At 66.5% G+C, this 13,115-nt stretch carries 16 protein-coding genes; 6 read left to right on the top strand and 10 right to left on the bottom strand.

Going from position 1 to position 13,115, the window contains the following annotated elements:
- Window positions 1-234: 234 nt before the first annotated feature.
- Both FEJ81_RS02555 and FEJ81_RS02550 read left to right on the top strand, forming a co-directional pair.
- Window positions 235-1,224, top strand: coding sequence for a cobalamin-binding protein (locus tag FEJ81_RS02555; RefSeq protein ID WP_138243794.1), 990 nt, complete (start codon window positions 235-237; stop codon window positions 1,222-1,224).
- Window positions 1,221-1,637 carry a desampylase gene (locus FEJ81_RS02550; RefSeq protein ID WP_138243793.1) on the top strand — a complete coding sequence of 139 codons (417 nt, stop codon included), beginning with the start codon at window positions 1,221-1,223 and terminating at the stop codon, window positions 1,635-1,637. Before FEJ81_RS02555 ends, FEJ81_RS02550 begins: the two co-directional genes overlap by 4 nt.
- Window positions 1,638-1,650: 13 nt before the next feature.
- On the opposite strand, the gene FEJ81_RS02545 is transcribed toward FEJ81_RS02550, so the two are convergent.
- The gene (locus FEJ81_RS02545; protein WP_138243792.1) at window positions 1,651-2,088 is read right to left on the bottom strand and encodes a hypothetical protein; all 438 of its coding nucleotides are present in this window, start codon (window positions 2,086-2,088) and stop codon (window positions 1,651-1,653) included.
- Between the two features lie 162 nt (window positions 2,089-2,250).
- On the opposite strand from FEJ81_RS02545, the gene FEJ81_RS02540 reads away from it, so the two are divergent.
- Window positions 2,251-2,481: a hypothetical protein gene (locus FEJ81_RS02540; RefSeq protein WP_138243791.1), complete on the top strand. Its 231-nt coding sequence runs from the start codon at window positions 2,251-2,253 to the stop codon at window positions 2,479-2,481.
- Between the two features lie 48 nt (window positions 2,482-2,529).
- On the opposite strand, the gene FEJ81_RS02535 is transcribed toward FEJ81_RS02540, so the two are convergent.
- On the bottom strand, window positions 2,530-4,014 hold the full coding sequence (locus FEJ81_RS02535) for a sulfatase-like hydrolase/transferase (protein WP_138243790.1): 1,485 nt from the start codon (window positions 4,012-4,014) through the stop codon (window positions 2,530-2,532).
- Window positions 4,015-4,142: 128 nt separating this feature from the next.
- On the opposite strand from FEJ81_RS02535, the gene FEJ81_RS02530 reads away from it, so the two are divergent.
- A complete protein-coding gene (locus FEJ81_RS02530; protein ID WP_138243789.1) occupies window positions 4,143-4,424 on the top strand; it encodes a hypothetical protein in 282 nt (93 codons plus the stop codon).
- Between the two features lie 20 nt (window positions 4,425-4,444).
- On the opposite strand, the gene FEJ81_RS02525 is transcribed toward FEJ81_RS02530, so the two are convergent.
- Together FEJ81_RS02525 and hisS are read right to left on the bottom strand one after the other, a co-directional pair.
- Window positions 4,445-4,978 (bottom strand): DoxX family protein, encoded by a 534-nt coding sequence (locus FEJ81_RS02525; RefSeq protein ID WP_138243788.1) that lies wholly within the window; start codon window positions 4,976-4,978, stop codon window positions 4,445-4,447.
- A gap of 162 nt (window positions 4,979-5,140) precedes the next feature.
- Window positions 5,141-6,439 (bottom strand): histidine--tRNA ligase, encoded by a 1,299-nt coding sequence (hisS, locus tag FEJ81_RS02520; RefSeq protein ID WP_138243787.1) that lies wholly within the window; start codon window positions 6,437-6,439, stop codon window positions 5,141-5,143.
- A gap of 164 nt (window positions 6,440-6,603) precedes the next feature.
- Between hisS and FEJ81_RS02515 the strand changes: the two genes are divergently transcribed.
- Window positions 6,604-7,653 carry a sensor histidine kinase gene (locus FEJ81_RS02515; protein WP_138243786.1) on the top strand — a complete coding sequence of 350 codons (1,050 nt, stop codon included), beginning with the start codon at window positions 6,604-6,606 and terminating at the stop codon, window positions 7,651-7,653.
- A 69-nt stretch (window positions 7,654-7,722) separates the two neighbouring features.
- Here FEJ81_RS02515 and FEJ81_RS02510 read toward each other — a convergent pair whose 3' ends face one another.
- From FEJ81_RS02510 to FEJ81_RS02500, 3 genes are all read right to left on the bottom strand, one after another.
- Window positions 7,723-8,313 carry a DUF7411 family protein gene (locus tag FEJ81_RS02510; RefSeq protein ID WP_138243785.1) on the bottom strand — a complete coding sequence of 197 codons (591 nt, stop codon included), beginning with the start codon at window positions 8,311-8,313 and terminating at the stop codon, window positions 7,723-7,725.
- Entirely contained in the window at window positions 8,313-8,660 is a 348-nt protein-coding gene (locus FEJ81_RS02505; protein WP_138243784.1) for a DNA-binding protein, read from the bottom strand. Before FEJ81_RS02505 ends, FEJ81_RS02510 begins: the two co-directional genes overlap by 1 nt.
- Window positions 8,661-8,756: 96 nt before the next feature.
- A complete protein-coding gene (locus FEJ81_RS02500) occupies window positions 8,757-9,212 on the bottom strand; it encodes a 30S ribosomal protein S19e (RefSeq protein WP_138243783.1) in 456 nt (151 codons plus the stop codon).
- A 98-nt stretch (window positions 9,213-9,310) separates the two neighbouring features.
- Between FEJ81_RS02500 and thiL the strand changes: the two genes are divergently transcribed.
- Window positions 9,311-10,189: a thiamine-phosphate kinase gene (gene thiL / locus FEJ81_RS02495; protein WP_138243782.1), complete on the top strand. Its 879-nt coding sequence runs from the start codon at window positions 9,311-9,313 to the stop codon at window positions 10,187-10,189.
- A gap of 56 nt (window positions 10,190-10,245) precedes the next feature.
- Here thiL and FEJ81_RS02490 read toward each other — a convergent pair whose 3' ends face one another.
- The 3 genes from FEJ81_RS02490 to FEJ81_RS02480 all read right to left on the bottom strand — a co-directional run bounded on the left by FEJ81_RS02490 (window position 10,246) and on the right by FEJ81_RS02480 (window position 13,030).
- A complete protein-coding gene (locus tag FEJ81_RS02490) occupies window positions 10,246-11,409 on the bottom strand; it encodes a site-2 protease family protein (RefSeq protein WP_138243781.1) in 1,164 nt (387 codons plus the stop codon).
- Window positions 11,410-11,697: 288 nt separating this feature from the next.
- Entirely contained in the window at window positions 11,698-11,943 is a 246-nt protein-coding gene (locus FEJ81_RS02485) for a DUF7123 family protein (protein WP_138243780.1), read from the bottom strand.
- A 250-nt stretch (window positions 11,944-12,193) separates the two neighbouring features.
- On the bottom strand, window positions 12,194-13,030 hold the full coding sequence (locus FEJ81_RS02480; protein WP_138243779.1) for a molybdopterin synthase: 837 nt from the start codon (window positions 13,028-13,030) through the stop codon (window positions 12,194-12,196).
- Between the last annotated feature and the right edge of the window lie 85 nt (window positions 13,031-13,115).

Below are 13,115 nucleotides of genomic sequence, written 5' to 3'. Positions count from 1 at the left end.
AATGTGTCGCTGAGTACGTAGTGTAAACTATAGCTGTGCATTTTTCGCGGAATACTGATGTAGGCCACTCCGAGTAGTACCGTTCCGAGGGCAGCGATTTGAATTAAAACGCTCATATAAAACACCCATTTTGTAAGATTATTAAAACTATGGATAGACATTCGTCTGAACGGCCGTCGATGAATCCCGATCTCGAGGCCGCCGTTTTTGGTCGCCCGCCCCCTACGAGGAGCCATGCGAATCGTCACGACGCTCCCCTCGGCCACCGAGACGGTCGCCGCGCTCGGTCTCGAGCCGGTCGGCGTCTCCCACGAGTGCGACTACCCGCCGAGTGCCGCGTCCGCACCCGCCGTCACCAGTTCGCCGATCGATGCCGCTGGCTCGAGCGGCGAGATCGACCAGCAGGTGCTCGAGACGGCCGACACCGAGGGTGGCCTCTACGAGGTCGATATCGAGACCCTCGACGACCTCGAGCCGGACGTAATCGTCACGCAGGGGATGTGCGACGTCTGTGCGGTCGACGTGGCCGTCATCGAGGACGCCGTCGCGAAGATCGACGCCGATCCGGAAATCGTGCCGACCGATCCACACAGCGTCGCGGACGTACTGGACGATCTCGAGCGGATCGGTCGGGCGATCGGGTACGAGGATCGGGCTCGAGCGGTTCGTCGGGATCTCGAGGCCCGAATCGAAACGGTCCGAAACCGAACCGCCGACCGCACCGCCGAGGACCGCCCGCGCGTGGCGATCTTCGATTGGACCGATCCCGTCATGATCGCGGGCCACTGGACCGCCGAACTGGTCGACTGGGCCGGCGGCGAGTACGGACTGGCCGCCGTCGGCGAGGCCTCGAGCCCCCGCGAGTGGGACGACATCCGCGCGTACGACCCGGAAGTCGTGATCGCCGCGCCCTGTGGCTTCGACCTCGAGCAGACCGCGGCGAACCGGACCGACCTGACTGACCGCGACGGCTGGGACGAACTGACGGCGGTCCGCGAGGGCCGCGTCTGGGCGATGGACGGCGACCACTACCTCAATCGACCCGGCCCGCGGCTGGTGGACACGCTCGAGGCGCTGGCACCGATCGTGTCTCCCGACCGGTTCGACGGTCCGGATCCGGACGTCGCAGTGCCGTTCGGAGAACTCGAGGCCCTCGAGACGCTCGAGACGGAGCGCGAACCCACCGATTCAGACGCTCGAGCCGAGGTCGACCCGAGCTCGTGATCACCCTCCCGACCGCGATCCGCGAGACAATTCTCGAGCGCGCCCGCGGGGGCCGGCCCGCGGAAATCTGTGGCGTCCTCGGCGGCGAGTACGAGCCCGAAGGGCGGAGTCGCGTGCGGTCGCAGTACCCGGCCGAAAACGTCGCCGAGACGTCGCGGACGCGGTACGAAATCGAACCCGAGGAGCAGTTGGCGATCTTCGATCGGCTCGAGGACCGGGGCGAGGACATCGTCGGCTTCTATCACTCCCATCCCCGCGGCCCGCCGCGGCCGAGCGCGACCGACACGGCACAGGCGACGTGGCCCAATCGCTCGTATCTGATCGTCTCGCTCGAGCCGCTCGAGGTGGGGTCGTGGCGCTGGCGGACGGGTGACCAAGAGCGATTCGAGCGAGAAGAACTCGTCCTCGACTGACCGAAGCCGGCGGTCAGTCGGCCGATTCGTCCTCGAGGTCCCCGGCTTTCTGCCGCGCCTCGTTTGCCTGCTCCCGGAACTCCTCGATCCGCTGACTCAGTTTCTTGCCGACGATGTACGTGAAGTCGTCCGGCATCATGCCGTACTCGATATCGAGCGTGACCATCGTGTCACAGCCCTCGACGATCTCCGGTGCCCAACTGCCCTGTGCCAGTTTCGATTCGTCGGTGACGACCGCCTCGCCGTCCTCGACGTCGATGAACGCCGTGACGGTGTTCCAGACGTTCGGATTGCTCGAACTCGCCTCGTCGAACAGTCCCTCGAGTCGCGAGTCCTTGATCTCCTCGTCGCGCAGTTCCGCGAGGAGGTCCTCGAGGGCATCGGCGATCTCGTCGGCTCTGGCAGCCTCCTCGCGGAGGTCGGCGGGCGACTGGTCGTCGTCTCTCGTCATCGGTTCCCCTCCGTTCCGTCGGTGGCGGCGATCATGGACGGACGTATCGGCTTCGACACCGTAAACGTACGCTTCCGTTCGCCGTCCGGCGGGACGCCAGACGTTTCCGCCCGGTGACAGCTGGCCGTGACCATTACTAACCCCGTCCCGGAATTCCGTGTCGTGAAGAACTACTATATCCTCATCTTCGCGCTCGAAGGCGTCGGAATCGGCGCTCTGGTCTACCTCGTCCTCCGAGCGGCGGTCCGGCACTTCTTCGATGTCTCCGCGCTGATACCTCAGTTCCCCCACGTCGGCATCGTTACGAACGCCGTCGGGCTGGCAGTGATCCTCCCGCTCGTCGTCCTCGTCACGATCGCGGGAGTCCGGTCGCTCGGGCTAGACAAAGTCTAGCGACGACGGGCCTCTCTCTGTCGTCCGCCACCGGCTCCGTAACCGGGATTAGGACCCGTTCTCGAGCACGTCAGTCACCCACACGCGGTTCGGGTCCTCGGTCTCGTCCATCCAGTCGATCAATCGAGTTCGCATGTCCCGTCGTATCTCCTCGTATTCGGGGTGGTCGACGAGGTTCCGTAGTTCCGCCGGATCGGCCGCGAGGTCGTACAGTTCGTCGATATCGGGACCGTTGTAGACGTACTTGTAGCGCTCCGTGCGGACCATCCGCTGGCTGTAGAGGCCGAACTCGTCGCCGTGGTACTGGGCGAACGTCGACTCCCGCCAGTCGATGTCCGCGGGTGGCTCGCCGCCGTTCTCGAGCAACGGAACCAGACTCCGCGAATCGAAGCTATCGGGGATCGGAACGTCGGCCATCTCGAGGAAGGTCGCCGCCAGATCGTGCAGGTGGACCGGGGTCTCGCTGCGCGCTCCGGCGTCGACCACGCCAGGCCAGCGCACCTGCAGCGGGATCCGGTAGGTATCGTCGTACATCAGCGGTCCCTTGTTGAACTGGCGGTGGCTCCCGGCGAAGTCACCGTGGTCCGACGCGTGGATCACGGCCGTCTCGTCGGCCAGTCCGTGCTCCGCGAGGGCATCGAGGATCCGCTCGAGTTGGTGGTCGATCAGCGTGACGAACCCCCAGTACTTCGCGACCGCTTCGGCCCAGAGCTCCCAGTCGAAGTCGGCGACGCCGCGATAGGAGAGGTAGTTCTCGTGAACCCGGGGCTTCCCGTCGTAGGTCTCGGCGTAGCTCGCTGGCGGCTCGATTTCGTCGGGATCGTACATCGAGGCGTACGGCTCCGGGACGACGTAGGGGTGGTGGGGGCCGTAGAAGTCCGCCCGGTGGAAGAACGGGGTGTCCCCGTCCCCTTCGGCGTGGTCCTCGATCGCGTCGATCGTCCGCTCGGCGAGGAAGTAGGCCCGGGTGTCCTCGACATCGACCGGCGTTTTCGCGGCGACGAACGTTCCCTCGTCCCCGTCTCGCGGATCGTCGCCGGTGTAGATTTCCGCCTCGAGGTCGACCTCGCCGACCGGAGTCCCCCGGTCCGCGCGGTACTCGCGGTAGGCCGCATCGATATCGTCGTGGTGTTCGTCGCTCCCGCCGAGATACGAGAAGCCGAAATCGGCGGGCGTCTGATCGCGGCCGGCGTGCCACTTGCCCGTATAGGTGAGGTCGTAGCCGGCGGCGACGAGTTCCTCCGAGAACGTCGGCATGTCCGCGGGCAGGTTCGCCCGGATCGCGTCCGGCTCGTGGCAGTTGTTCAGCATCCCGTGGCCGTGGGGAAACCGGCCCGTCAGCAGCGAGGCTCGAGCGCTCGAGCAGATGCTGATCGGGGTACACGCCCGCTCGAATCGAACGCCCTCCGCGGAGAGCTGATCGATCGCCGGCGTCTCGACCGGCGGTCCCTCGGGTGCGCTGCAGTCGTATCGCTCCTGATCGGTGAGCACGAAGAGGACGTTCGGTCGGGTGTCGGCGTCAGCGTCGGCCATCGACCGTGGTACATCGCCGCCGAAGTTAAGGGTGGGACCTGCACGCGGCCCCGACGGCCAGCGGCCCTACATAAGACACCGCGGTGTGAACCCCACCGTTCATTAGACCGCCGTTCGACGGTCCACGCGTGCCGAGCGCGTACTGTGGTGAGTGTGAGTGGCGGTACCGAGTCGATCGAGCCGACGCGAGCGAACTCAGTCGGGCGATGATCGACCACTTCGTCGAGACCGGGCACTCGCCGGTCGAACGCCGTGACGCAGACGACCGGTTCCCGGCGGACGAGCGAGCCAGCCCCTCGAGCGATACAGACGAACGGACACAGCCCCGCGATGAACGGACGGGCGCTGCTGACGACCGAACGAGCGACGCAGCGAAACGGCGCGAACCGTCGAAAAAACGAGAGCGGTAACGGGCCGCGACCGCCCGCGGTCAGCCGAGGAGGTATCGCAGCCACGGCCGCCGGCGGACGAACTCGGTCTCCTCGAGGGCGGCGTCGACGCCGAGGATGCGGCCCGCGGCGAAGACGCCGACGATCACGAACATGACGAACCCGAGCAGGTCGCCGTTGACGTAGCCGGTCGCCCAGTCGGCGTTCCCGAGGTAGAACAGCACCATCAGAACGCCGCCGAAGAAGGCGGCCAGCCGAACGAGCGCGCCCAAGACGAGCCCCAGTCCGATGAGGAACTCACCGACCGGGATCATCACGTTCGTGAGCTCGAGCAGCCACGGCGTGCCGACGACGACCTCGAAGAGGCCGGCGATGGGCGACTGGGCGTTCTGCAGGTAGCCCGCCGCGTTGAACGGCTCCCCGGCGACGAACGCGAACTTCCCCCATCCCGAATGGAGGAACCAGTACCCGACGAGCAGCCGAACCGCCACCATCGTGTAGCCGGCGACCGAATCGGCGTACTCGAACGCTTCCCGCCTGCCGAGCCACTGTACGGTGGCGTCGTTAGTAGACATTGGTGGTCACCTTTCGATTGAGGATTGGCGCTCTCGGACGTTAATACCGGCCTCAATTCCCGTTTACCGGGAGCAGCGTCGAAACCCCCACGCGATGGAGGGGCTTTAAGAGGTGACGGGAAAACGGCGGAGTCGCTCGCGCGGCGTCGCCGGTCGATCCGCTCAGGCCAGATCCTCGAACGTCGGTCGCTCGCGGTCGCCCGGGAACTCGTCGACCGGCACCTGCGTCTGGTCGCCCGAGTCCATGTCCTTGATCGTCACCTCGTCGTTCGCGAGGTCCTGCTCGCCGACGATGACGACCGTCTCGGCGTTGATCGAGTCGGCGTAGTCCAGTTGCGCACCGAACGAGCGGCCGGCGACATCGGTCTCGACGACGTGACCCCGATCGCGGAGCGCTCGAGAGATCCGAGCCGCTTCCGACCGCGTCTCGCCGACCTGCAGGACGTAGTAGTCGGTAGTCACTTCCTCGTCGGGCCAGACGCCCGCCCGCTGCAACAGGAGCGGCAGCGTCGCGTGTCCCGGCGCGACACCGACCGCGGGCGTCGGCTGTCCGCCGAAGCCTTCGATCAGGTCGTCGTAGCGGCCGCCGCCGAAGATCGACCGCGAGACCTCGCCGGCCGAGTCGAAGCACTCGAAGACGACGCCCGTGTAGTAGTCCAGTCCGCGGGCCGTCTCGAGGGAGATCGTACAGTACTCGCGGGCACCGAAGTCCTCGGCGGCGGCGAGCACGTTCCGGAGGTTCTCGACCGCCGCCGTCACGCGCTCGGTGTCGGCGAACGATTCGACCGCCTCGAGGTCGCCCTCGGCGATGAGGTCGTCGAACTCGGCGGCCTGCTCGGCGGTGAGTCCCGCGTCGATCAGCAGGTCGTGGTACTCGGCTTGGGAAATCTTATCGGACTTGTCGACCGCGCGGATCGCCGCCTCGGTGTCGACCTCGGTATCGTAGCTCTCGAGGACGCCGCCGAGGATATCCCGGTGGGAGACGCGGAACTCGAAGTGGTCGCCGGTGAGTCCGAGACCGGTCAGGGCGTCGGCGGCCCACGCCAGAATCTCGGCGTCGGCCTCGGGCTCCGAGGAGCCGAAGATGTCGACGTTGGTCTGGTAGAACTCCCGGTAGCGGCCCTGCTGGACCTGCTCGTAGCGCCAGAACGGGCGCGTCGAGACCCACTTGATCGGCTTGGAAAGCTCCTGCTGTTTCGCGACGACCATCCGGGCGACGGTCGGCGTCAGTTCGGGGGTCATCGTGACGTGGCGGCCGCTCCGGTCCTCGAACGAGTAGAGTTCGTCGACGATGTCGTCGCCGCTCTTGTCGGTCCACAGCTCCGCGCGCTCTAAGGCCGGCGTTCCGATCTCCCGAAACCCGTACTCGCGGGCGGTCTCCTCTAAGACGTCGATGGTCGCCCGCCGTGCGGACATCTCGCCGGGATAGAAGTCACGAAAGCCCTTGATCCGGTCGTACATGGGAACTCGTTCGGGGACGGCAAACTTCTATCCTTTCGTTCCGACACGGCCGCCGCGAGTGTCGACCGTCGGACGTTTGGTTCAGCCCCCGGTCCCGTTAGTTCGATACCCCCCGCCCTGAGACCGTCCCGTAAATTGATAGCGACCTGCGCCAAGGAGTCACTGTGCAACGCGTGGCCGACGAGGACGATTGGGTCGCGGAAATCGGCGAGCAACTGCCTGTGTCGCCGCTGTCCGCGCTCGGCCTCTTCCTCGCGACGATCATCGGTGCTCGCCTCGCCCTCGAGCACGCCTCGACGCGAGCGCTCCTCGAGAGCGTCTTTCCGCTCGTGGCCGCCACGGCGGTCGTCTCCGCCGACCGCTGGCTGGTGTCCCGAGACGTGTCGATGCGGGACCGACTCACCGTCTTCGGCTACGGACTCGGCGGCTTCCTCGCCGCGGTACTCGTGACGGCGCTTCACCTCTACGTGCTGTATCTCGAGGGAACCGGTGCCAGAGCGCCGCTGTACCTGCTCCTGATGGGCGGGACTGTCGGCGTCGGCGCGGGGACCGTCGCCGGCATCTACGAGATCCAGCAACGGGCCGCCGTCCGCGAGGCCGAACGCCAGAGCGCGCGCTTGGAGGAGTTCGCGAGCGTCGTCAGCCACGACCTTCGAAACCCGCTCAGCGTCGCTCAGGGGCGGCTTCGAGCGGCGTTTACGAGCGGTGACCCGGAGCACCTACAGGAGGTCGACGCGGCGCTCACCCGGATGGACGAACTGATCGAGGAGACCCTCTCGGTCGCCCGGAGCGGCACGCAGGTCGAGGACCCCTACGACGTGCCGCTGGTCGAACTCGCGAGCGACGCGTGGACGGTCGTCGAGACGGACGCGGCCACCTACGAGACGGTCGGCGATCGGACGCTGCAGGTCGACCCGCTCCGGGCGAAACAGCTCTTCGAGAACCTCTTTCGGAACGCGATCGAGCACGGCCGCGAGGATGTCCACATCCGCGTCGGCCCCTGCGACGGCGGCTTCTTCGTCGCCGACGACGGTCCCGGCATCCCCGAAGACGAGCGCGAGGAGGTCCTCGAGCAGGGGTACTCGACCGCCGAGGAGGGGTCGGGACTCGGCCTCGCGATCGTCCGCGCCGTCGCCGACGCGCACGGCTGGCAGGTCGCGATCACCGAAAGCGAGGCCGGCGGGGCCCGGTTCGAGTTCACCCGCGGCGGCTGAGAACGGGAGTCGACCGGTCGATCGACCCGGCCGACCGGCGGCTAGCCGATCGTCGTCACTGCGGTCGTGTCAGCGTACTTTCGTCACGTACGTCTGATCGTGATCGGGGAAGCACTCCGCGATCGCTCCGGGACCGTCTTCTTCGGCGAGCAGCGTCCGCAGTTCGGCCTCGTAATCGGCCCTGTCGATCTCCTCGCTCGGTCCGACGATCACGTCCAGTCGCGACTCGACGAGCCGGTCGACGGCCGATCGGCCAAAGCCCGATAGCGGTGCGATGTAGTCGACCCCGTGGCGATCCTCGAGGCTCTGGGCTTGCGCCCGCGAGACCGTCGGGACGCGGTCGTCGCGCCGAGTGCCGTCCGCGATGGCGTCGAACTCCCTGGCGGCGAGGCGCTCTAAGGCGTGCTGGTGGACCAGCTGAATGCCGTTTCGCGGGAAGCCGTCCTCGCGGATCCGATCGACGGCGTCCTCGGCGACCGCGGGGTCACACTCGAGTCGTTCGAAGTCGAAACCGGCGGCGTCGGCCGTCTCCCGGGCGTGTTTCCAGTCGTCGCTGATGCCGAAGTGAGCCGTCAGCAGCGTCACGTCGTAAAACTCCTCGAGCAAGAGCGCGGCGAGCGTCGAATCCTTGCCGCCGCTGTAGAGCAGTCCGAGCTCCATTACCGTCGCTGGATGTCGAAGCTCTGCGAGTCGGGTTTCAGCTCCTTGAGGAGCTGTTTCATCTTGTCGTCGTCGATTTTCCCCTGAATGCGGCCGCTGCGGGCGAGACTGACGACCTGTCGCTCGACCTGCTCGCCGAACTGGGGTTTGCTCATCTTGACGGTGTTGAGCCGCTTGCGGGCGTCGTCGGTCAGGTGCTGGCGCAACACGGCCTTCTTCTGGGCTTCGGCCTGTTGCTGTGCGGCCTCCTGTCCGCCCTCGCCCTGGGATTCGGCGCGGTCCTGTAGCTGCTCCATTTTCTTCTGTCGGAGCTCCTCGAGTTTTTCTTCGTCCGGTGAGCCACTCATGGTTGTCTCGTACTTGTTCGGCGCGCGGGAAAATGATTACGGACGACGGAAGCGTTGCTCTGGGGGGTGAAACCGACGCGAAAACGGGTTTCCAACTTACGCGTAGCGCTCGAGTTCCGGTCGGTCGAGGTCTTCGAGGACGCTGCCGGCGGTGTCGTCGAGCAGGCTGCGGCCCTCGGGGGTGATTCGGCGACCCTCACCCTCGGCGGTCTCGACGAGGTCCTCCTCCTCGAGTTGCTGGAGGATCGTTCGGATCAGGTTCTTCGAGCCGTCGGCGCGCTTGTCGGGCGCGACCTGGTAGCGGTTGGAGCCGCCCTTCGCGCCGCCGTACTCCGTCGAGAGTCGTTCGACGCCGACGGGGCCGCGGTCGGCGACCTTGCGCAGGAGACTCGCGGCGCGGGTGGCCCAGAAGTCGTCCTGTTCGGGCGGGAGTTCGTTCGCGACGCCGCTCTTGGCGAATTTGCCCCACTCCGGTTCCTCGAGTCGATCCGCGAGATCGTCGGCGAGCGCCTCGATGAGGTCGTCCGCCGGAACGTCGTACATCGTAGCCATTGGCGTGTGATTTCCGTCCGCGGCATTTAAGACCATCGTATCTCGGCAGCCCCGTACCGGCCCGGACCGTTTTTCGCCCTCGAGTCGAAACGGGGGGTATGGACGAACGCGCCGCCCTGCGGCTCCTGTCGGATGAACTCGCGGCGGCCGGCGACGATGCGGCGGTCGTCGACGGGCTGGTCGTGACGACGGACATGCTCCACGATCGAACCGATTTCCCGGACGGAACGAGCCGCTACACAGCCGGGTGGCGGGCCGTCGGCGCGTCCCTGTCGGACGTGGCGGCGATGGGTGCGCCGGCCACGGCCGCGGTCGCCGCCTACGCCGCGCCGACGTTCGACCGCGAGGAGCTGCTCGCGTTCGTTCGGGGCGCGAGCGACGTCTGCGAGCGGGTCGGGACCGAGTACGTCGGCGGCGACCTCGACGGTCACGACGAGTTCACCGTCTCCACGACCGCGATCGGCCGGACCGACGATCCCGTTCCGCGAAGCGGCGCTCGTCCCGGTGACGTGATCTGCGTTACCGGCACGCTCGGCCGGAGCGCGGCCGCGCTTCGCCTGTTCGATCGCGGAGCCGTGGACCGGGCGAACGACCTGTTTCGGTTCGAGCCCCGGATCGCCGCCGGGCAGGGACTCGCCCCGCACGCGACCGCGATGATGGACTCGAGCGACGGGCTCGCCCGCTCGCTCCACCAGCTCGCCGAGGCCAGCGACTGCGGGTTCGCGATCGAGTCCGACCGCGTGCCAATCGACGACGCCGTCCGCGAGGTCGCCGATGACGACGACGAGGCGCTCGAGCTCGCGACGACCTTCGGCGAGGACTTCGAACTCGTCGCGACGCTCCCCGAGGAGGCGCTTCCCGCGGCTCAGGACGCGACCGACATCCCGCTGGCGGCCATCGGGTCGGTCCGCGACGCCGGTGACGGCGTCACGATGGACGGCGAGTCGCTCGCGGATCGGGGCTATACGCACGGGTAGGCACGAAGCCGAGTGGAAAGGCCGGAAACGAAAAACGAGTCGTGCCCGCGCGTCGATCACTCGATGATCATGACCGGGATCGGCATGAAACAGAGCAGGCCGAACCCGAAGGTGAGGATTCCGAGGAGGACCCGCCCGGGACCCAACCGCTCGTCTCGCATCGGCGTCGCCGGACCCACCGACGCGAACACCGTCGTCAACAGCCCCCAGAGGATCCAGACGAAAACCGTGTTCACGCTGTGATTCTGGACGTAGTAGAGGTAGCCGGCGAGTGCGAACAGCGCGCCCGGGACGATCGCCGCGATCGTCTCCTGGAACTCGCCGGCCATCGCGCGGAGGATGTGGCCGCCGTCGAGTTGGCCGACCGGGATCAGGTTGAGGAACGTGACGAACATCCCGACCCACGCGCCGATGACGACCGGGTTCACCCCCGTCGCCGGATCGTCCCTGTACAGCGGCTGGTCGAACCCGGCCGCGAGCAACTCGAGCAGCGGGGGATAGCCCAGTTCGATCCGAACCGCGTCGGGGTTCTGGAGCAGAGCGGGATCGACGGTCACGGGCGGCAGGTGAAGCCCGATCACGGTCGCGACGACCGTTGCGACCAGCCCCGCGAGCGGGCCGGCGACGCCGATGTCGAACAGCGCCTTGCGGTCGGGCATTCGTCCCTTCATCCTGATGACCGCCCCCATCGTCCCGATGAGCGTCGGAACCGGAATGAAGTAGGGTAACGAGGCGTCGACCTGATGATACCGGCTCATGACGTAGTGGCCCATCTCGTGGACGCCGAGCACGCCGAGGATCGCCAGCGAGAACGGCCACGCGTGGGCGATATCGATCGGGTTCGCGAACGGATCGAGCGAGGGGTACCACCACCACGCCCCGACGAACAGCGTCGACCCGATCGTCGCCAGTAGCAGAAAGACGTTCGTCCACGGGATCCCGTCGACCCCGACGCTGGTCGGCTCGGCGACGAGCACGTACTCGCCGTGGCGGATCTCGAGGTCGGCGTCGTAGCCGCGCTCGCGGAAGTCAGACCAGAGTTCGCCGATCACTCGCTCCGGCCGGATCAACGGGTCGCCGTAGTATATCAGCCGGCCGTCCTCTCGTTGCACCTCGTAGACCGCAAACACTGACTCGATGCGATCGATCGGCGGCCCGTCCTCGGACGAGGGCCCGCTGGGCCCCGCCGTGCCGAATCCGGACCGATCGATGTCCTCCATCACCGGAGGTTCATCGTCACCGGGTATAAATCGACTGCCGTCGGCAGGGGCGGCCGTTTCCCGAGTTCGAGGAGACGGCGTCGGCGACTCGAGAACGGTGGCACGATAGCGAAGCGGCGCTACTGGAGCGCGTGATCCACTGCTACTGGAAGAGAGGACGGCGTCTCGTCGACGAGAGTGCTGCAGGGTGGATCGTGCCGGATGGCGTCGACGACGCGCCGGCACGGGTCCGGGGAGGAATGCGGGGACAGTCGTCCGGGCGGTTCGCTCGCACTAACTGGGCGGAACTCAGGCGGGGGCGACACGCCACGTGGTGGCGCTCGTGTACGACCACTTCTCGATCTCGAGGTCGCTGACCGAATCCGAGAGCTTGACCATCAGCGCGCCGATCTCTTTGGGGGACATACCGACGTCGTCTGCGATGAACTTGCCTTTGAAGTACAGTTCGCCATCTTCGGCTCGGTCGCGAAGGTAGCTTTTGAGGCGGCGTTCCTTGCTTTCCGTGGAGGGTTGGGCTGTCGTGCTCATCGTCATCACCTCCTTGACGGGGATATCTGTTATAAAGGGAGGATCGTTAGTGGCATTTCGCTTGTGTTCAACGATCTGGGGGGTAATAGACGTTTTATTCTGCCTTAGATGACTATTAATAGTTCCCTCAGGTTGCTCGAGACGTTTTAAAACTGTCTCTAACTCATTATCGCTGTTTCGACCACCATGGCCGATACAATATCCTCTTTCCCGACCGTTCCGCTATTTCAGAGCGGTCGGCGAACGAATGTAACGGTCAGGATTGTTCGTGGACCCAGAATTCGTCCTCGACTGTCACTTCCTTCTTGAACAGCGGGACCTCGTCTTTCAGGCGGTTGATCCCGTCTTCGACGGTCCGGAACGCCTCCTCGCGATGACCCGCGAGCACGACGACGAAGACGATGTCCTCGCCGTCCTCGACGATCCCCGTCCGGTGATAGAGTTCGACGGCGAACACGTCGTCTCGAGCCTCGAGATCCGTTTCGAGGGCCGCCATTCGCTCGTCGGCGACGCCCTCGTACTTCTCGAACTCGAGGTACTGGGTGCGCGCGTCGTCCGCGCTGTCTTTCGCCCGGACGCGGCCGGTAAACGTCGCGATCGCGCCCGCGCGGTCGGCCCGCGGTGATCGCTTGAGACGTGCCACCAGCGACTCGAGGGTCTCGTGGGGCTCGGTTGACTCGAGGCTCGTCACGAGCTCCTCGAGCTCGAGGTCGGCGGGGCCGCGAACGGTCGCGAGGACGCTCTCGTCGGACTCGCGGTCGGCGGCGCTCGAGCCGACGACGATCGAGGGATACCGGAGCGTCGGCGCGCCGATGACGACGGCGTACTCGCAGTCGGTCGCCAGTCCGTCGAGCGCCTCGCCGACGGACAGTCCCGTCCCAGAGGCGGTCCAGTCGCCGTCGACGCCGAGGTCGTAGGTGACGTCGCCCCCGAGCGTGGTCGATTCGCGCGCATGCGTTCCGTCCGCGATCGTCGCGTCGTATCTGATGACGCCGACGCGCCCCCGCTCGGAGAGCCGGTCGACGACCCGATCGACGACCGACTCGAGCGCGTCGCCGTCGGCCCCCGCCTCGCGAACACCGAGTACGTGCATGGTCGAGCTATGGGCAGGTCGGACTTTGTAGCTGTCGCCGAGAAAGCCCCGCGCTGGGCGGCCGCGAGGCGCCCGCCCAGCGCGC

Source organism: Natrinema versiforme, assembly GCF_005576615.1.
In the GTDB taxonomy this organism is placed as follows: Archaea; Halobacteriota; Halobacteria; order Halobacteriales; family Natrialbaceae; genus Natrinema; species Natrinema versiforme_A.
This window is presented reverse-complemented; position numbering and strand designations above follow the sequence as displayed.

Coding starts and splice junctions, on each gene's coding strand:
- FEJ81_RS02505 (WP_138243784.1), bottom strand. CDS start 8,660: ATGAGTGGCTCACCGGACGAAGAAAAACTCGAGGAGCTCCGACAGAAG.
- FEJ81_RS02525 (WP_138243788.1), bottom strand. CDS start 4,978: ATGTCTACTAACGACGCCACCGTACAGTGGCTCGGCAGGCGGGAAGCG.
- FEJ81_RS02490 (WP_138243781.1), bottom strand. CDS start 11,409: ATGGAGGACATCGATCGGTCCGGATTCGGCACGGCGGGGCCCAGCGGG.
- FEJ81_RS02500 (WP_138243783.1), bottom strand. CDS start 9,212: ATGGCTACGATGTACGACGTTCCGGCGGACGACCTCATCGAGGCGCTC.
- hisS (WP_138243787.1), bottom strand. CDS start 6,439: ATGTACGACCGGATCAAGGGCTTTCGTGACTTCTATCCCGGCGAGATG.
- thiL (WP_138243782.1), top strand. CDS start 9,311: ATGGACGAACGCGCCGCCCTGCGGCTCCTGTCGGATGAACTCGCGGCG.
- FEJ81_RS02480 (WP_138243779.1), bottom strand. CDS start 13,030: ATGCACGTACTCGGTGTTCGCGAGGCGGGGGCCGACGGCGACGCGCTC.
- FEJ81_RS02545 (WP_138243792.1), bottom strand. CDS start 2,088: ATGACGAGAGACGACGACCAGTCGCCCGCCGACCTCCGCGAGGAGGCT.
- FEJ81_RS02555 (WP_138243794.1), top strand. CDS start 235: ATGCGAATCGTCACGACGCTCCCCTCGGCCACCGAGACGGTCGCCGCG.
- FEJ81_RS02485 (WP_138243780.1), bottom strand. CDS start 11,943: ATGACGATGAGCACGACAGCCCAACCCTCCACGGAAAGCAAGGAACGC.
- FEJ81_RS02535 (WP_138243790.1), bottom strand. CDS start 4,014: ATGGCCGACGCTGACGCCGACACCCGACCGAACGTCCTCTTCGTGCTC.
- FEJ81_RS02510 (WP_138243785.1), bottom strand. CDS start 8,313: ATGGAGCTCGGACTGCTCTACAGCGGCGGCAAGGATTCGACGCTCGCC.